Genomic DNA, 16,254 nt, shown 5'->3' with positions numbered 1-16,254 from the left:
ACCGGATAAAGAATTAGCGGGAACGAAAGATTTTTTGCTGATGCAAGGCGGCAAGTGCAGTAAATGAAGGAGCATACTGAGGTATGTGACTGAGTTTACAAGCGCGGCCAACGCGGCATCAGTGAAAAAGATTCGTTTCGTGCACCAGAATTTGCCTGGCGGCTTTAGCGCGGTGGTCCCACCTGACCCCATGCCGAACTCAGAAGTGAAACGCCGTAGCGCCGATGGTAGTGTGGGGTCTCCCCATGCGAGAGTAGGGAACTGCCAGGCATCAAATNAAGACCAGCTATCTGGTCGTGACTTTACCCCTGACAAGGTAAAGGTGNTACACCTGAAATCAGACGTTTTCTGATATCAGTACAGAATCGGTGGAGCGGTAGTTCAGTTGGTTAGAATACCTGCCTGTCACGCAGGGGGTCGCGGGTTCGAGCCCCGTCCGTTCCGCCACTAAAACAGGAAGCCCTGACTCATAAGAGTCAGGGCTTTTTTGTATTCAAAATCAGGTTTTGCGTCTCCTTAAGCACTAACTCATTTCATTCAGCAGTCACCGATTGAAACCAGACCATAAAGCCCCTATAACTGAAGGATAGTCAGCCCATTCAGTTGCAACAGTGCAGGCGGTAACGTGCGGAAAAAAACCTATGCCATGAGGTATGTAGCAGGTCAGCCAGTGGAGCGCATATTTCCTCCCGTGGCAATGCTGCATCTTGGGCAGGTATTACCGCCCGGAGTGCCGTTAACCGCTGCAACCCGCCTTAAAGTACTGGTATGGAATATATTCAAGCAGCAGCGTGCCGACTGGCTATCAGTGTTGCAGAATTTTGGTAAAAATGCCCATCTCGTCCTGTTACAGGAAGCACAAACCACCCCTGAACTGGTGCGTTTTGCCACCACAAACTATCTGGTTGCCGATCAGGTACCTGCCTTTGTACTGCCACAACATCCGTCAGGAGTTATGACGCTGGCGTCTGCACATGCTGTTTACTGTTGCCCTCTGCGCGAGCGTGAGCCGCTGCTACGTTTATCAAAATCGGCGCTTGTCACTGCCTACGCTCTGCCAAACGACCAGGTACTGATGGTCGTCAATATTCATGCGGTGAACTTTAGTCTGGGTATTGATGTATACAGCAAACAACTGGGGCCGATCGGTGAGCAAATTGTTCATCATCAAGGCCCGGTAATTATGGCCGGCGATTTCAATGCGTGGAGTCGTCAGCGAATTAATGCGCTCTATCGCTTTGCCCGGGAAATGGGATTACGTGAAGTACGCTTTACCGACGATCATCGCCGTAAGGCCTTCGGCCGTCCGCTGGATTTTATTTTTTATCGTGGTATGGGAGTGGCAGAGGCCTCGGTACTGGTGACGCGCGCATCCGACCACAATCCACTTCTGGTTGAATTTGACTTTAACTCCCCGGCTGGAGCGAATTAAGGAGACTTTTTGCCATGGCGACAAATCATCATGACAACATTAACAGGCAATTTGGCGAGCAGGCTAACGCATATCTTACCAGTGCGGTGCATGCCGCTGGAGCTGACCTGCTACGGCTGGGGAAGCGGCTGAGTGAAACGCCTGAGGCAAGGGTGCTGGATATAGGTTGTGGTGCAGGGCACGCCAGTTTTGTTGCCGCGCAGTATGTTAAAGAAATCGTCGCTTACGATCTGTCTGAGAGGATGCTGGCGACCGTTGATGAAACGGCAGCTGCACGCGGCTATCGACATCTTACTACTCAACAAGGCTATGCGGAGAATCTGCCTTTTGGTGACGCGGAATTTGATATTGTTATCAGCCGCTACTCGGCGCACCACTGGCATGATGTTGGTAGTGCGCTGCGCGAAGTGCGTCGGGTGCTCAAAGCCGGCGGAAAGATGATTTTAATAGACGTGAGTGCGCCTGGAAATCCTGTGCTGAATATCTGGTTACAAACGGTGGAAGCCCTGCGAGATGCTTCACATGTGCAGGATTACAGCCCCGGTGAATGGTTAACCCTGATGACTGAGTCCGGCCTGATTATTCAGCGTGCATCGCAGGAAAAACTCGAACTGGAGTTTAGCAGTTGGATAGAGCGGATGCGGACGCCGGAGGTCATGGTGCAGGCGATTCGTGCCTATCAGCACTCGGCTCCTGATGACGTACAGCGCTATTATGCTTTGCAGCCGGACGGAAGTTTTAGCACTGATACCCTTTTTATTGAGGCTATCCGGCCATAAAAAAAGCCCGGATTACCGGGCTTTTTATCAGAGTATACAGGCAATACATAGAATGATCAGCTGTCTGGCGTCGCGTTGTCAGCAACGAACAGCGTCAGTTTATCACCGGGGCGAATGTTCTTCGCACTCGTGGATCCGCTATTCCAACGCATAACATCTTTAATGTTAACGCCATGACGTTTTGCAATACTGGCCAGAGAATCACCCTTACGTACCTGATAGGTGATGCTGTCGCCGTTATCAACCAGCTGCGCTCCTACATTGTTACCCAAGGTCAGAGTCTGGCCTGGCTTGATACTGCTGCCGCGCAAATTATTGGTACGCTGCAGATCTTTTACCGGAACCCCAAGACGTTTAGCAATGCCGGAAAGGGTATCACCGCTACGTACCTTGTAAGATGCCGGAGAAACGCTGTTGTTAGCCAGAGATGTCGTCTGAACTGCGGCGATATCCCCGGTTGCGAGTGAGTCACGCAGTTTAGCCACGTTGGACTTAGGAACCATAATGTAATGAGGACCATTAGGTGCCGTCGTGCCGCGTCGGTAGCCGGTATTAAAGCTCTTCAGCTTGCTTAGCGACATACCTGCCATTTCGGCAGCCTGCGTTAGCTCAATCTGTTGTCCGACTTCCACGCGTGCCAGAGCTCGCGTTTTGTTCGGAGTTGGCAGACTAACCCCGTAGCGCTTGCTGTTCTTAAGGATTTGCCCCAGCGCCAGCATTTTCGGTACATAAACAGTTGTTTCTTTTGGCAGCGCCAGTGACCAGAAGTCCGTAGGTCGCCCTTTGGCCTTATTGGTTCTAATCGCTTTGAGCACGCGGCCTTCACCACTGTTATAGGCGGCAACGGACAGTAACCAGTCACCGTCAAACATGTCATTAAGACGCTGCATCATATCCAGAGCGACTTTAGTCGAGGCGACGATATCGCGTCGTCCGTCGTACCACTGAGTCTGCTTCAGACCATAATTTCGTCCCGTTTGCGGCACAATCTGCCAAATGCCAGCGGCATTTGCCGATGACGTGGCATGCGGGTTAAAAGCGCTCTCCACTATGGGTAGTAGTACCAGTTCCATCGGCATTTTACGTTGCTTAATCTGCTCGACTATCCAGTACATATACGGCTCTGCCCGTAATGTTACATCGTGGAGATAGCTCTTATTGCTCAGGTATTTCTGTTTTTGTTCGCGTATCCGGTAATTATCCGGAACCTTCATCTTCAGCTCGTCGCTTATGAAATTCCACAAATCTTTGTCTTGCGCAAGGGACGTTCCATCGTCCTGCCAGCGCGGCGACAACATATTATCTGTGTACTGTCCATTTTCACTTGCCGAAGACAAACTCTGTGCATGCTGTTCCGGGATGTTGGCATCGTGCCTTGATGCCTGGCACCCGGCCAGCAAGACTGAGGCGAGTAGGATCGCTTTAGCCTTCATGTATGTGTCAATAGTTCGCTTAAAAGACGAGCAATAATACGTGGTCGATCCCGACAACACAACCTGAAATCTCAAAAACTGTCTTTCTTCTCGCGTAGAATCGCAAAAGTCTGACATTCAGTAAGTTGTGCAGGGTCCTGGCTTATTAATCGTTGTAATTCAACATCTTTGGTGCGTAAAAAAACATTTATTTTACGTTCATGATCGAGTTTTGTTGGTAAGGTTATGCCATTTTTTGCGCGTAACTCCTTAATTTCATGGTAGTAGCGCTTTATTTCTGTCTCTTGCGGATAGATATGATGAGAAAAGGCAAGGTTTGATAAAGTATACTCATGTGCGCAACAAACCAGCGTATCACCCGGAAGACTATTAAGCTTTTGAAATGATTCGAACATTTGTTTTGCTGTCCCCTCGAAAAGCCTGCCGCAGCCTGCGGAAAACAACGTATCCCCGCAGAAAAGATAAGGCTTACTGAAGTATGAGATATGTCCTAAAGTGTGGCCCGGGGTGGCAATAATCGTAAAATCCAACCCCAACACGCGGATGTGATCACCCTCGCCGATGACGTTGTTAGCGCCTTTATCGCCAGTTTCTTGTGGGCCATAGACGATCAAATCAGGATACTGCGCCAGCAGTTCTCCCACCCCGCCAACATGATCATGGTGATGATGGGTAAGAAGAATCGCCTGTGGCTGCCAATGATTTTGCGTTATCGCGCGCAGCACGGGAGCTGCCTCTCCGGGGTCGACAATCAGACAGCGGCCGCTATCATCATTTAAGGTCCAGATGTAGTTATCCTGCAGGGCCGGAATGCTGGTAAGATTCATATTCACCTCTTTTGATGCGCACGATGGAAAAGAAGATGGTAAAGCATGAAGCCTGCTAAAACACGTCAAATCCGCCATGTGCCTGAATCCTGGTCGCAGATACCCTGTGGCGAATATTACCGCGATGCGCTGGCGCATCAGCTCCGCCCAAGTCTTGGAAAAATTTTTGGTTTTCACCTGCTGAAGATTGGCAGGCTCAGTGCTGAAATTGATACGGAAAGCTGTGCAATAGCCCATCAGGTCAATGTGGGGCTTAGCGGAGAGCTGATGCAGATCCGTGCCGATCCGTTAAGCCTGCCGTTTGAGTCAAAATCGGTGGATGCCTGCCTGCTGGCACATACCCTGGCGTGGAGCAGCGACCCGCATTGCCTTTTGCGTGAAGTGGATCGCGTATTGGTCGATGATGGCTGGATAATCATCAGCGGCTTTAACCTTTTTAGCCTGTTGGGGATGGGCAAACTGATACCGGGCCTCCATCGCCGCATCCCCTGGAATAGCAGGATGTACAGCCAGATGCGTCTGCTGGACTGGCTAAGCCTGCTGAACTATGAGGTGATACGGCGCACCTGTTTCCAGGTATTGCCGTGGAACTGTCAGGGGGGGGAAATGATCAGCACTCATCTCCCTGCGCTGGGCTGCATGAATCTTATTGTAGCGCGTAAACGGACCTTCCCGTTGACCAGGAATCCGGCGAAAAAAAGTGCAGGGAAACCGCGTCTGCACGCCGTGGGCGTGACCAGTCAGTAGCGTAGCGGATTTGCTGTGCCAGCCGAAGCGCAATAGCTTACGGTCCTAATCCCCGCCCTCACCATCAGGCCTGGTAGCCAACATCATCAAAGGTGGGACATCCTGCTGCGGTACGCGCCAGCACGTCGCAGCGCTCGTTTTCAACGTGGCCAGCATGTCCCTTTACCCACTTCCAGTTAATGTCGTGATGACTGAGCGCCGCGTCCAGTCGTTTCCACAGATCGACATTCTTCACCGGTTTTTTATCGGCAGTTTTCCAGCCGCGTTTTTTCCAGTTATGGATCCAGCTGGTGATCCCCTGGCGAACGTACTGGCTGTCGGTACTGAGCACCACCGCACAGGGCTGGGTCAATGCTTCCAGTGCCACAATTGCCGCCATCATTTCCATGCGGTTGTTGGTGGTCAGATGGAAACCGGCGCTGAAAATCTTCTCATGTTTACCATAACGCATAATCGCGCCGTACCCTCCGGGGCCTGGGTTACCCAGGCACGAACCGTCAGTGAAAATTTCTACCTGCTTGAGCATCTCTGGTAGACTCCCCGTAGAAAAAACGCCAAGTCTGACATAAACGGGTCCTATGAGCACAGTAAATACAACGCGTCAGATCGTACTTGATACCGAAACCACCGGTATGAACATGATCGGTGTCCACTATGAGGGGCACCGCATTATTGAAATCGGTGCTGTTGAGGTGATCAACCGCCGTCTTACCGGCAATAACTTCCATGTTTATCTCAAGCCCGATCGTCTGATCGACCCGGAAGCGTTCGGCGTGCACGGTATCGCAGATGAATTCCTGCTGGATAAACCAACCTTTGCGCAGATTGCGGACGACTTCCTTGCCTACATAAACGGTGCGGAGCTGGTTATCCATAATGCCTCGTTCGATATCGGCTTTATGGATTATGAATTTGCCAAATTGCAGCGCGGCATAGCGAAAACGGAAACCTTCTGCAAAATCACCGATAGCCTGGCGATGGCGCGTAAGCTGTTCCCCGGCAAGCGCAACAGCCTTGATGCGCTGTGCTCACGTTACGAGATAGATAACAGCAAGCGTACTCTGCATGGCGCACTGCTTGACTCCGAAATTCTGGCGGAGGTGTTCCTGACCATGACCGGCGGGCAGACCTCGCTGGCATTCTCAATGGAAGGGGAGCGTGAAAAGCAGCAGGGCGGTGAGACCATTCACCGCATAGCGCGGCCCTCATCTGGCCTGCGCGTGGTGCGCGCCAGTGAACAGGAGCTGATGGCGCACGAAGCACGTCTCGATCTGGTTGAGAAAAAAGGCGGAAGCTGCCTGTGGCGGCCACAAGACATTATGGCTGACCCTGCTTAACCGCACGTAGCGCTGAAAAAAAACGCAGTTACGCTGTTTCAACTGAAAAAGCGTTGACGAAGTTGATACAGCCTCGTAATATCCGCCTCGTTCCCGACGGGGAACACAGCGCGGAGCGGTAGTTCAGTTGGTTAGAATACCTGCCTGTCACGCAGGGGGTCGCGGGTTCGAGCCCCGTCCGTTCCGCCAAGTATCCAGAAAGGCCGATTCGAAAAAATCGGCCTTTCGTCGTTTTTAGCCTCTCATCTTCCTTATTCTTCCTGCAACGCGACGCGGAGGGCATAACCTTGAGTTGCGCTTGTTGCCACCTCGTCACGCGCTACCCAGCGATAGATCCCGGCCCCCAGCGCCACGCCGATAAACCAGCTGAAGTTGGCCACCGCGTGCAGTGACGGAGTGAAGCTAATCAGCAAACCCATCGCCACCGACGGCAGCAGCGCGGCGATGGCCTTTGGATTGAAGCCACCGCGATACCAGTATTTGCCCTGTGGCGTATCATTAAACAGATCGTCGACGGAAATCTGGCCGCGTTTGACCAGATAGAAATCCGCCAGCAGGATGCCAAACAGCGGCCCGATACAGGATCCCAGCACATCCAGCGTGTAGTGGATCAGCTCGGGAGACTGGAACAGATTCCACGGCGTCAGCAGTACGAACCGACAGCGGCGATCATACCACCGGTGCGGAAGCTGATTTTCTGTGGCGAACAGTTGGAAAAGTCAAACGCCGGAGAAACGAAGTTGGCGACGATATTGATGCCGATAGTGGCGGCGATCATCGTCAGCAGGCCAAGCGCCACCGCCAGATCGTTGCCGACCATGCTGGCAGTCTCAATCGGATCGGTGATCATGCGGCCAAACAGCGACTGCGTGCCAGAGACGATAACCACGGTCACGATGGCGAACAGCAGGAAGTTGAACGGCAGCCCCCAGCGGTTGCCCCGGCGGATCTCACCCATGTTTTTCGCATAACGCGAGAAGTCACCAAAGTTCAGCAGCGGGCCGGAGAAGTAGGAAACCACCAGCGCCGTGGCGGTGATCATCTGCCACACCTGCTCGCTGCCGGACAGCACCTTGCTCGCCAGCGTAAACGAAACGCCGTCAAAACCGGTTTTGTATACAATCCAGCCCGCCAGCGCCCCCATCACCACGTACACTGCCGGGCCAGCCACATCAATAAAGCGCTTAATAGCATTCATTCCGTGCCAGAACACCATTGCCTGCAACAGCCACATCGTCGCGAAGCAGATCCAGCCAAGCTGTGATAACCCAAGCCACGACGTGTGCGTCAGCGCGGCCAGTCCAGGCCAGAACTTCAGGGAAACCAGCATCAGCGCATTAGACGCCAGCCAGGTCTGAATACCGTACCAGGCAAAGGCAATCAGGCCACGGATCACCGCCGGGATATTCGCACCAAACACGCCGAATGCCTGACGGCAGACCACGGCATAAGGCACCCCGGTCATCTGGCTTGGCCTGGCTACCAGGTTAGCGCACAGCTGCACAATACAGATGCCGGCCAGCAGGCACAGCAACACCTGCCAGCTGGCGAGGCCGAGCGTAAAGAAGCTGGCGGCCACCACGTAGCCACCCATACTGTGTACGTCAGACATCCAGAACGAGAAAATGTTGTACCAACTCCAGTGCTGCTCACGGGTCGGTGCCAGATCCTCATTGCACAAGCGTGGGCTGTAGTTAGCAGGGACGCCAGACGCCGCTGCCGGGGAAGAACGTTGACTGATTGGCATAAAACCTGCTCCTCTGATTGAGCGTTCGATAAACTGGCTTAACAGAGACGTTGCAGGATCCAGGCCAAATTGAGTTCCATGTATACAATATTGATTCATTATGTGTACGATTCTGGCAGAGAATGCAGTCGGGCGGGGTAGGGAATGATAAGTGAAAGCGGGCTGAAAACGGCCTCGGACCTGAGTGACAAGGATGAACCTATCTATCAGTCACTGTTGACGGCAATCGTGGAACACCAGCTCCCCCCGGGCAGCAAACTCCCGGAGGAGGCGCTGAGTGAGGTGTTTGGCGTCAGTCGTACCGGCATTCGAAAAGTGCTACAGCGCCTCGCGGCGGTGCAGATGGTCACCCTGACGCCCAAACGCGGTGCGCAGGTCACCACGCCGACGGTTGAAGAGGGGCAGGATATTTTGCGCACGCGTAGCCTGATTGAGTGTGCGAATCTGCCGCAGGTGCTGGCTCACTGTCAAAGCCCGCATCTGGCCTCGCTGGAAAAGCTCAATCAGCAGGAGCAGCAGGCGCATGAAAACCATGATGGCGCAGCGGCTATTCGTCTGTCGGCCGCTTTTCATATTCAGCTACAGGCGATTGCTGGTAATCAGGTATTGGCCGACATCGTCACGCGCCTCGCCCGGCGACCCTCGCTGGTGGTTGCCGCTTACGGTGCACCGTGGCAGCAGGGCTGCCGCTGCAACGATCACCATCAGCTGGTTAGGCTGCTGCGGGAAAAATCCCTGGCTAAACTCACCAACGCATGGCGGCAACATTTCGATCAAATTATTACCAGTCTGCGCTTTGAACGCAGTGGCGAAACGCTGCCGGACTTTGCCCGGCTGTTTGCGGCGAAAGGAGTACGATGATGAATAGCAAGCGGGTCATTCAGGTGATCAACCCGAACACCAGCCAGGCGATGACGGCAACCATCGGCGCGGCGGCGCGGGCGGTAGCAGCGGCAGATACCGGGATTTTGGCGGTATGCCCGAGCCAGGGCGCGCCCTCCATCGAAGGGCATTTTGATGAAGCGATAGCCGCGATCGGCGTATTGGAACAGGTCAAAGCCGGGCGGGAGCAGGGGGTTTGCGGGCATGTTATCGCCTGTTTCGGCGATCCGGGCCTGCTGGCGGCGCGCGAGCTGGCGCAAGGGCCGGTGGTGGGCATTGCCGAAGCCGCGATGCATATGGCAACCCTGGTAGCAACGCGTTTTACTATCGTCACCACGCTGCCGCGCACGCTGATTATTGCGCGTCATTTGCTGCAACAGTATGGATTTGAGCATCACTGCGCGGCGCTGCACGCCATCGATCTGCCGGTGCTGGCGCTGGAGGATGGCAGCGGGCTGGCGCAGGAAAAAGTGCGTCAACGTTGTCTGCAGGCAAAGCGTGAAGATGGCAGCGGTGCTATTGTTCTTGGCTGCGGCGGCATGGCCGACCTGGCGCGGGAGCTGACGCGTGAACTGAACATGCCGGTGATTGACGGCGTAGCGGCTGCAGTTAAGATGGTGGAGTCGCTGGTGGCGTTAGGCCTCGGCACCAGTAAGCAGGGCGATCTTGACTACCCGCTAAGAAAAAATCTGTCGGGCCAGTTTGAGCACCTCAACTGAAAGCCTGCCTCTCTCTGTTTTCCGCCGCTAAGGACTGAAATCATGAGCAATACCCCGGAAAAAAAAGAGTACAGCTTCAACAAAAACTACCCGCGCGATCTGCGCGGCTACGCGGGTGAACCGCCGCACGCCGCCTGGCCTGCTAAGGCAAAAATCGCGGTACAGTTTGTCCTGAACTATGAAGAAGGCGCAGAGAACAGCGTGCTGCACGGCGATACCGGATCAGAGCAGTTCCTCTCCGATATCATCGGTGCCGCCAGCTACCCCGAGCGCCATATGTCAATGGAATCGTTGTATGAATACGGTTCGCGTGCCGGTTTCTGGCGCATCCACCATGAATTTCAGCGGCGCGGTCTGCCGCTAACGGTATTTGGCGTGGCGATGGCGCTGGCGCGCCACCCGGAGATTGTCGCGGCGATCAAAGAAGCGGATTACGATGTGGTCAGCCACGGCTGGCGCTGGATCCACTATCAGGGGCTGGATGCGAAAACCGAGCGTCAGCATATGCAGCTGGCGCTGGATACCCTGACCGACCTGTTAGGCAAAACGCCGACCGGCTGGTACACCGGGCGCGACAGCCCCAATACCCGCAGGCTGGTGGTGGAGCAGGGCAGCTTAAGCTATGACAGCGACTACTACGGCGACGACCTGCCGTTCTGGACGCGGGTCACCTGTCAGGACGGCACGGTTAAACCGCATCTGATTATTCCCTACACCCTGGAAACCAACGACATGCGCTTTGCCACCGCGCAAGGTTTCAACACCGCCGAGCAGTTTTATACCTATCTGAAGGACAGCTTTGATGTGCTGTACGAGGAAGGGGAAAGCGCGCCGAAGATGCTGTCGGTAGGGATGCACTGCCGTCTGCTGGGCCGCCCCGGGCGTTTCCGTGCGCTGCAGCGTTTCCTTGATCATATCCAGCAGCACGATCGGGTGTGGATCTGTACCCGCCAGCAGATCGCCGACCACTGGATGAAAACGCATCCGCCTGAAGTGTGACGATCGGTAAAATGCCTGCTGGATCGTCAGCAGGCATTGCGTGATTCATGAATCTGCGCACTGCCATCATAGTGCTCAAAAGCGGATTGGGTATTGTAAGGCGGATCGATAAAAATACATTTAACACGGCCCGCATACAGCGGCATTAGGGCGCGCAGTGCCAGCAGGTTATCCCCTTGTATAATCATATTGTCTTTTGACGGCGTACCAAATTCGGCTTCTTTTTGTAGCAGATGGTAAGGCACGGCTGTACTGACAGCTTTAGCCTGATTTTTATTGACCCAATCCAGAAATGGCATAGCGGTATCTTGTCCCTCGGTTAAACTTGGCTAACATGATACCTTAAAAGCGGTTTTTTTTCAGGCCGCAGCCTGCTGACCGTCCGGGATGAGTTCATTGAATACACACAAGAATTGATGCAGTGCGGCTAACGGGAAATCACCTGAATACAGCAATATAATTAACGGGATGCGTAACCCTATGGAAAGCAAAGTTTGGATGGTGCGTGGTGATGCAGGCAGGCTCTATGATAATTTTCGTGAAGAAAACGTTGTCGCTATTGGCTGGTCACAGCTTGCTCCTTATGTCAAACCCGGACTGTCCCGCGACCAGCTGCTGGCCATTTATCTGGAGCATGAACCGCAAGTGAAACTGGGTACGGCGCGTTCCGGAAGGTCACAAATCTGGCGCTTTGTTAATGAGATTAAGCAGGGTGACTGGGTTATCACCTACTCGCCAGCCAACCGTACCTACTTATCAGGCAGAGTCATTTCAGATTTTGAGTACCACCCGGAATGGCTTGAAAAGGGGATGGGCATCGCCCGCCGGGTGAAATGGAACGCTGAAGAGATTAAGCGCGACAACTTGAGCGATGCGACGAAAAATCCGCTTGGCTCCACGCTAACGGTCTTTCAGCTGCCTGAATATGCCGTCAATGAACTGTTATATGGCGAGCGAGCCGGGGCGGTGATCATTCCACCGCCCCCTGAAATGACTGATGATGAAGAGGCTGTTTCCGATCCTTTACGCGATATGGAAATGGTCGCTTTTGAAGGAATCAAGGATCGTATTAATCGCCTGGACTGGGATGAAATGCAGCAGCTGGTCGCGGGCGTGTTACGCAGCATGGGCTACAAAACCCAGGTTTCTCCTGCCGGAGCCGATCGCGGCAAGGATATCATTGCTTCCCCGGACGGATTCGGTTTTGAAAACCCCCGAATTATTGTTGAAGTCAAACATCGCCGTGATCAAACAGGTAGTCAGCAGATCCGCAGCTTTATTGGCGGCCGCCATAAAGACGATCGTGGGTTATATGTCAGTACTGGCGGTTTTACCAAAGATGCCCGTTATGAAGCCGATCGTTCAACCATCCCGCTAACACTGTGGACGCTGGACGATCTGGTGCGTGCCCTGCTGGAAAACTACGAACAGATTGATATCGAAACCAAATTACTGGTCCCGTTGAAAAGAACCTATCTGCCCGCATAAATTTTTAGCCACATAAAAGGTGCCCTTTAGCTAAAGGGCACCGATAGGTATTTTGGCCAACCACCACCTCACCCCATTAAACTCACTTGTGCCGCGACAATGCGCCAGCCGGCGGGCAGTTTGACCCAGGTCTGCTGCTGGCGGCCGATCTTCTCGCTGCCCGGGCGGGTAAACTCGGTGCTACAGACGGCGAAATCATCGCCGAAGGTGGTTATCACCGTATTGTGTAGCTGGCGATCCAACCCGGCTGACGGGCGGGCGGCGCGAAAGGCGCGTATCGCCTCAATACCGTACAGGTTTTCTCCGGCACCGAGGCGCACGGTACGCTCGTCGTGCCAGAACAGCTCATCCAGCACGGCAATATCGTTACTGACCAGCGCCTTTTCATAGCGAGAAAACGCCGCCGTGACTTCGGCCACGGTCGCTGGCTGGTTGATGGCTTCGTTTTTCATCTTTTATGCTCCCCGTTTGCAGGCGCGGCGCGGGCAATACCGAGCTGCTCCAGCACGCGTGCCACCCGCAGGCAGGCTGCTTCTTTAAACGGCGCGGCAATCAGCTGTAAGCCAATGGGCATACCCCCCGCGGTGCGCAGAGGAACGGTAGTGACCGGCAGGCCAAGAAAGGAAATTGGCTGCGTCAGCATCCCCATACTGGCGCGTACCGGCAGGTCGCAGCCGTTAATGCGCAGGGTTTCCTGGCCAATCAGCGTGGCGCTGGTGGGGGTGGCCGGGGCAATCAGCACATCCACATCCTTAAACAGCGGCAGCACCTGCTGCTGGAAATGGCGGCGAAAGCGCTGTGCCTGCACGTACCAGACGGCGGGGATCATCGCTCCGGCCAGCAGGCGCTCACGCGACAGCGGCTCAAAACGTTCCGCCGCGTGGCGCAGTTCGGGCAGATAGTGGTTACCGCCTTCGCTGGCGGTGATAATAAACGCGGCGGATCGTGCCAGCTCCGCCTGCGGCAGCACGATCTCTTCGCAGGCGTCCAGCGCCCGTGCCGCGCTGGCCACCGCCGCACGGGCATCGTCATCGCACCACTGTTGAAACCAGCCGCCGAGCACGCCGCAGCGCAGTCCTTCCAGCCCGGCATCCAGCAGCGGCGTTACCGGCTGCACCGCCTTGTCGGCCTGGAAGCTGTCGCTGGCATCGCGCCCCTGCAGGACATCATAGACCTGAGCAAGATCGCTAACGCGGCGGGCAAACGGGCCGATATGGTCAAGGCTGGCGACAAACGGATGCGTGCCGGAGCGCGACAGGCGGCCAAAGGTCGGCTTCAGGCCGAAAATGCCGCACAGCGAGGCCGGCACGCGAATCGACCCGTTGGTATCCGAACCGAGGGAAAAATGCACCAGCCCGGCGGCAACGGCGGCGGCTGAACCGCCGGATGAACCCCCGGCAATACGTGCCATATCGTGCGGGTTGCGCGTGGCGCCATAATGGCTGTTTTCGGTGGTAAAACCGTAGGCGTAGGCATCCATATTCAGCATGCCGGACAGCAGGCCACCGCTGGCGGCCAGCTTATTTACCGCCCAGGCATCATGCGCTGCCACCGGGCGATCGCTCAGCAGGCTGGCCCCGGCCAGCGTGGTATGCCCGGCGACATCAAACAGATTTTTCACCGCGTAAGGCACCGCCGCCAGCGCCGGTAACGGGCCATGACGTTGACGGTCATCCAGGCGATCGGCCTCGCGCAGCATGCGATCTTCAGTGATCCCGGTCCAGGCGTTAAGCTGTGGGTTAGCCTGGTCGATGGCGGCCAGCGTCTGGCTGGCGACCTCGCGTGCGCTCAGTTCGCCAGCCGCCAGTGCGCGTTTCAGTTCGTTAATTGAGAATGAAGCCAGATTCATGCTTTATACACTCCTGCCACTTCCAGCCGATCGTCCAGCGGGTACGCCATCAGTGGTTCGGCCATCGCGGCAATACGGCTAAACTGAATAAGCAGTTCGGCGCGGCGCGCGTCATCCAGCTCCAGCGCCAGTATCTGCTCCATCTGTGCCACCCAGGCAGCCCAGTCGGTCTTCGTTTGCTTCATTATCCTCTCCCGTTAAAAACCGGCCGCGCTGCCGTTGCTGCGCGGATCGTAAGCCCCTTCCAGCATACCGTTTTTATGGCGCACGATGGCACCGGCATGGCCAACCGCCTCGCTGAAGTCGGGCAGCATCTCCGTTTCATGTCCCAGCGCACGCAGAGCGGCGACGGTTTGTGGTGAAAAACGGCCTTCCAGCTTCAGCGAGTCCGAGGCCTGTCCCCAGGTACGCCCCAGCAGCCAGCGCGGGGCGCTGACCGCCTGCTGCAACGGCATGCCCTGCACAACGTGGCGGGTAAACAGCGCGGCCTGAGTTTGCGGCTGGCCGTCGCCGCCCATCGAACCGTAAACCATCGTCCGGCCATCGTTAAGGCGCGCCGCCGCCGGATTGAGGGTGTGGAAAGGTTGTTTACCCGGAGCCAGCGCCAGCAGACTCGCGGGATCGAGGCTGAACGCCGCGCCGCGATTTTGCCAGGTGATACCGGTGCCGGGAACCACTACGCCGCTGCCGAACTCATGATAGATGCTCTGAATAAAGGAAACCGCCAGGCCACTGCTGTCCATTACCCCCATCCAGACCGTATCGCCCGGCCCCTTGCCGCTGCCCCACGGGGCGGCCTGGTTTGGGTCAATCTGAGCCGCCAGCTGGGCTAAACGATCGCTGTCGAGCAACGCCTGCATGTCTTCGCTTATATGGCGCGGATCGGTGATGTAACGGTCGCGCAGGCCAAAGGCCAGCTTGGTGGCCTCGACGATACGATGGATGGTTTGCGCTTCGCCGGCTTCGGCCATGTTCAGCCGATCGGTAATGCCGAGGATAGCCAGTGAGACCAGCCCCTGGGTCGGCGGGGGCATATTGTAAATGTCACCGTGCTGATGGCGAATGTGCAGCGGCTTAACGCGTTTTGCTTGCTGTGCGTTGAGATCTTGCAGCGTTACCGGCATTCCCAGCCGGGATATTTCATCCGCCAGCCTGTGTGCCAGCGGGCCGCGATAGAAGCTCTCCAGTCCGGCTTGCGCCAGATGGATCAATGTACTGGCCAGTTCGGGTTGGCTGAAGCGGCTGCCTGAGCATGGAACGCAGCCATCCGGGAGGAAGGTGGCAGCAAAACCGGGCTGCTGGCACAGCTCAGCATATTTGCTGGCGGTGGCGGCGGACTGGGATGCGGTGACCGGGATGCCGTCGGCGGCATAGCGCATCGCATCGGCCAGCAGGCGCGCCAGCGGGCGCTGCTGGCCGCCCAGTTCGCGGGAAATCTCCAGCGCCAGCGCCCAGCCGCTCACCGTGCCGGGTACGGTCAGTGCCGCCCGTGGGCCGCGATGAGGAATGGTTTTACTGCCCCGATAGAATTCGGCGGTGGCCAGAGAACCCGCCGCCCCGCTGGCGTCAATGGCTATCGGATCTGCGCCCGGTGGCAAAATCAGCCAGAAGCCATCACCGCCCAGCCCGTTCATATGCGGATAGACCACGGCGATGCTGGCCGCCGCGGCGACCATCGCTTCAATCGCATTGCCGCCTTCGCGTAAAATCCCCAGCGCCGTTTCGCTGGCAAGGTGGTGGGGCGTGACGGCCATCCCCAGCGGAGCCATATTGCTTTGATGCATGCCATTCTCGTCAATCGGATAACTGATTGGCTTATTCAAGCAAGAGTTGTTCCAGTTTGTCGTACGGTGGGCCGATAACAGGCATAACTTTGTCTGCCAGCAGCCGTTCCGATAAAAACGCGTTGAATGACAAACCGCTACGGTGAGGAGGGATAACGGGAGGTTTGGCGGTGATGAACCGCCTCCCGGATGAGAATAAGCAAAGCTTTTGTAAGGACGCCACACGGATCC

16 protein-coding genes, 2 tRNA genes, 1 rRNA gene and 1 pseudogene are annotated in these 16,254 nt (G+C 55.7%); 11 read left to right on the top strand and 9 right to left on the bottom strand.

The genetic code is table 11. The annotated features are described in order from the left end of the window. The first annotated feature begins 154 nt into the window (after nucleotides 1-154). From rrf to EPYR_RS13860, 4 genes are all read left to right on the top strand, one after another. Nucleotides 155-270: ribosomal RNA gene (gene rrf, locus EPYR_RS13875) — 5S ribosomal RNA — on the top strand. A gap of 100 nt (nucleotides 271-370) precedes the next feature. Next, nucleotides 371-447 (top strand) — tRNA-Asp (locus EPYR_RS13870). A gap of 178 nt (nucleotides 448-625) precedes the next feature. Further along, the gene (locus EPYR_RS13865; protein WP_012669013.1) at nucleotides 626-1,432 is read left to right on the top strand and encodes an endonuclease/exonuclease/phosphatase family protein; all 807 of its coding nucleotides are present in this window, start codon (nucleotides 626-628) and stop codon (nucleotides 1,430-1,432) included. 14 nt (nucleotides 1,433-1,446) lie between these two features. Beyond that, the gene (locus EPYR_RS13860) at nucleotides 1,447-2,211 is read left to right on the top strand and encodes a class I SAM-dependent methyltransferase (protein ID WP_012669012.1); all 765 of its coding nucleotides are present in this window, start codon (nucleotides 1,447-1,449) and stop codon (nucleotides 2,209-2,211) included. Nucleotides 2,212-2,267: 56 nt separating this feature from the next. On the opposite strand, the gene mltD is transcribed toward EPYR_RS13860, so the two are convergent. Beyond that, nucleotides 2,268-3,644 (bottom strand): murein transglycosylase D, encoded by a 1,377-nt coding sequence (mltD, locus tag EPYR_RS13855; protein WP_041474034.1) that lies wholly within the window; start codon nucleotides 3,642-3,644, stop codon nucleotides 2,268-2,270. 71 nt (nucleotides 3,645-3,715) lie between these two features. Then, the gene (gene gloB, locus EPYR_RS13850; RefSeq protein WP_012669010.1) at nucleotides 3,716-4,471 is read right to left on the bottom strand and encodes a hydroxyacylglutathione hydrolase; all 756 of its coding nucleotides are present in this window, start codon (nucleotides 4,469-4,471) and stop codon (nucleotides 3,716-3,718) included. A 45-nt stretch (nucleotides 4,472-4,516) separates the two neighbouring features. Between gloB and EPYR_RS13845 the strand changes: the two genes are divergently transcribed. Beyond that, nucleotides 4,517-5,218, top strand: coding sequence for a class I SAM-dependent methyltransferase (locus tag EPYR_RS13845; protein WP_012669009.1), 702 nt, complete (start codon nucleotides 4,517-4,519; stop codon nucleotides 5,216-5,218). Nucleotides 5,219-5,282: 64 nt separating this feature from the next. Here EPYR_RS13845 and rnhA read toward each other — a convergent pair whose 3' ends face one another. Beyond that, nucleotides 5,283-5,804, bottom strand: a complete 522-nt coding sequence (rnhA, locus tag EPYR_RS13840) for a ribonuclease HI (protein WP_311202171.1) — start codon at nucleotides 5,802-5,804, stop codon at nucleotides 5,283-5,285. Here rnhA and dnaQ point away from each other — a divergent pair. Together dnaQ and EPYR_RS13830 are read left to right on the top strand one after the other, a co-directional pair. After that, complete coding sequence (dnaQ, locus tag EPYR_RS13835; RefSeq protein WP_012669007.1) at nucleotides 5,797-6,555, top strand: DNA polymerase III subunit epsilon; 759 nt, start codon at nucleotides 5,797-5,799, stop codon at nucleotides 6,553-6,555. The two genes, rnhA and dnaQ, sit on opposite strands and share 8 nt — an antisense overlap. Before the next feature lie 112 nt (nucleotides 6,556-6,667). Beyond that, nucleotides 6,668-6,744, top strand: a tRNA-Asp gene (locus tag EPYR_RS13830). Between the two features lie 62 nt (nucleotides 6,745-6,806). Here EPYR_RS13830 and EPYR_RS13825 read toward each other — a convergent pair. After that, nucleotides 6,807-8,302 (bottom strand): annotated as a pseudogene (locus EPYR_RS13825) (NCS1 family nucleobase:cation symporter-1). Between the two features lie 144 nt (nucleotides 8,303-8,446). Here EPYR_RS13825 and EPYR_RS13820 point away from each other — a divergent pair. From EPYR_RS13820 to puuE, 3 genes are read left to right on the top strand one after another with little or no spacing between them, the layout of a single operon-like run. Next, nucleotides 8,447-9,163, top strand: a complete 717-nt coding sequence (locus EPYR_RS13820) for a GntR family transcriptional regulator (protein WP_012669006.1) — start codon at nucleotides 8,447-8,449, stop codon at nucleotides 9,161-9,163. Next, nucleotides 9,163-9,903 carry an allantoin racemase gene (gene hpxA / locus EPYR_RS13815; RefSeq protein ID WP_012669005.1) on the top strand — a complete coding sequence of 247 codons (741 nt, stop codon included), beginning with the start codon at nucleotides 9,163-9,165 and terminating at the stop codon, nucleotides 9,901-9,903. Before EPYR_RS13820 ends, hpxA begins: the two co-directional genes overlap by 1 nt. A gap of 42 nt (nucleotides 9,904-9,945) precedes the next feature. Further along, nucleotides 9,946-10,902, top strand: a complete 957-nt coding sequence (gene puuE, locus EPYR_RS13810; RefSeq protein WP_012669004.1) for an allantoinase PuuE — start codon at nucleotides 9,946-9,948, stop codon at nucleotides 10,900-10,902. A 26-nt stretch (nucleotides 10,903-10,928) separates the two neighbouring features. On the opposite strand, the gene EPYR_RS13805 is transcribed toward puuE, so the two are convergent. Then, the gene (locus tag EPYR_RS13805) at nucleotides 10,929-11,201 is read right to left on the bottom strand and encodes a type III restriction endonuclease StyLTI (protein ID WP_012669003.1); all 273 of its coding nucleotides are present in this window, start codon (nucleotides 11,199-11,201) and stop codon (nucleotides 10,929-10,931) included. 169 nt (nucleotides 11,202-11,370) lie between these two features. On the opposite strand from EPYR_RS13805, the gene EPYR_RS13800 reads away from it, so the two are divergent. Beyond that, nucleotides 11,371-12,390 carry a restriction endonuclease gene (locus EPYR_RS13800; RefSeq protein ID WP_014539340.1) on the top strand — a complete coding sequence of 340 codons (1,020 nt, stop codon included), beginning with the start codon at nucleotides 11,371-11,373 and terminating at the stop codon, nucleotides 12,388-12,390. 68 nt (nucleotides 12,391-12,458) lie between these two features. On the opposite strand, the gene hpxZ is transcribed toward EPYR_RS13800, so the two are convergent. The 4 genes from hpxZ to EPYR_RS13780 are packed head-to-tail and all read right to left on the bottom strand — an operon-like array spanning nucleotide 12,459 to nucleotide 16,023. Continuing rightward, nucleotides 12,459-12,842, bottom strand: coding sequence for an oxalurate catabolism protein HpxZ (gene hpxZ / locus EPYR_RS13795; protein WP_012669001.1), 384 nt, complete (start codon nucleotides 12,840-12,842; stop codon nucleotides 12,459-12,461). After that, on the bottom strand, nucleotides 12,839-14,239 hold the full coding sequence (locus EPYR_RS13790) for an AtzE family amidohydrolase (protein ID WP_012669000.1): 1,401 nt from the start codon (nucleotides 14,237-14,239) through the stop codon (nucleotides 12,839-12,841). The genes hpxZ and EPYR_RS13790 overlap by 4 nt, the downstream gene beginning before the upstream one ends. Then, nucleotides 14,236-14,424, bottom strand: coding sequence for an oxalurate catabolism protein HpxX (gene hpxX / locus EPYR_RS13785; protein ID WP_012668999.1), 189 nt, complete (start codon nucleotides 14,422-14,424; stop codon nucleotides 14,236-14,238). The genes EPYR_RS13790 and hpxX overlap by 4 nt, the downstream gene beginning before the upstream one ends. A gap of 12 nt (nucleotides 14,425-14,436) precedes the next feature. After that, the gene (locus EPYR_RS13780; protein WP_012668998.1) at nucleotides 14,437-16,023 is read right to left on the bottom strand and encodes a gamma-glutamyltransferase family protein; all 1,587 of its coding nucleotides are present in this window, start codon (nucleotides 16,021-16,023) and stop codon (nucleotides 14,437-14,439) included. Nucleotides 16,024-16,254 lie beyond the last annotated feature (231 nt).

The organism is Erwinia pyrifoliae DSM 12163 (genome assembly GCF_000026985.1).
Lineage (GTDB): Bacteria > Pseudomonadota > Gammaproteobacteria > Enterobacterales > Enterobacteriaceae > Erwinia > Erwinia pyrifoliae.
This window is presented reverse-complemented; position numbering and strand designations above follow the sequence as displayed.

Excerpts from the sequence above, each read along its gene's own strand:
- gloB (WP_012669010.1), bottom strand. The coding sequence starts at position 4,471 with ATGAATCTTACCAGCATTCCGGCCCTGCAGGATAACTACATCTGGACC.
- mltD (WP_041474034.1), bottom strand. The coding sequence starts at position 3,644 with ATGAAGGCTAAAGCGATCCTACTCGCCTCAGTCTTGCTGGCCGGGTGC.
- puuE (WP_012669004.1), top strand. The coding sequence starts at position 9,946 with ATGAGCAATACCCCGGAAAAAAAAGAGTACAGCTTCAACAAAAACTAC.
- hpxX (WP_012668999.1), bottom strand. The coding sequence starts at position 14,424 with ATGAAGCAAACGAAGACCGACTGGGCTGCCTGGGTGGCACAGATGGAG.
- EPYR_RS13860 (WP_012669012.1), top strand. The coding sequence starts at position 1,447 with ATGGCGACAAATCATCATGACAACATTAACAGGCAATTTGGCGAGCAG.
- EPYR_RS13820 (WP_012669006.1), top strand. The coding sequence starts at position 8,447 with ATGATAAGTGAAAGCGGGCTGAAAACGGCCTCGGACCTGAGTGACAAG.
- EPYR_RS13780 (WP_012668998.1), bottom strand. The coding sequence starts at position 16,023 with ATGCATCAAAGCAATATGGCTCCGCTGGGGATGGCCGTCACGCCCCAC.
- EPYR_RS13845 (WP_012669009.1), top strand. The coding sequence starts at position 4,517 with ATGAAGCCTGCTAAAACACGTCAAATCCGCCATGTGCCTGAATCCTGG.
- hpxZ (WP_012669001.1), bottom strand. The coding sequence starts at position 12,842 with ATGAAAAACGAAGCCATCAACCAGCCAGCGACCGTGGCCGAAGTCACG.
- hpxA (WP_012669005.1), top strand. The coding sequence starts at position 9,163 with ATGAATAGCAAGCGGGTCATTCAGGTGATCAACCCGAACACCAGCCAG.
- EPYR_RS13790 (WP_012669000.1), bottom strand. The coding sequence starts at position 14,239 with ATGAATCTGGCTTCATTCTCAATTAACGAACTGAAACGCGCACTGGCG.
- dnaQ (WP_012669007.1), top strand. The coding sequence starts at position 5,797 with ATGAGCACAGTAAATACAACGCGTCAGATCGTACTTGATACCGAAACC.
- EPYR_RS13800 (WP_014539340.1), top strand. The coding sequence starts at position 11,371 with ATGCGTAACCCTATGGAAAGCAAAGTTTGGATGGTGCGTGGTGATGCA.
- EPYR_RS13805 (WP_012669003.1), bottom strand. The coding sequence starts at position 11,201 with ATGCCATTTCTGGATTGGGTCAATAAAAATCAGGCTAAAGCTGTCAGT.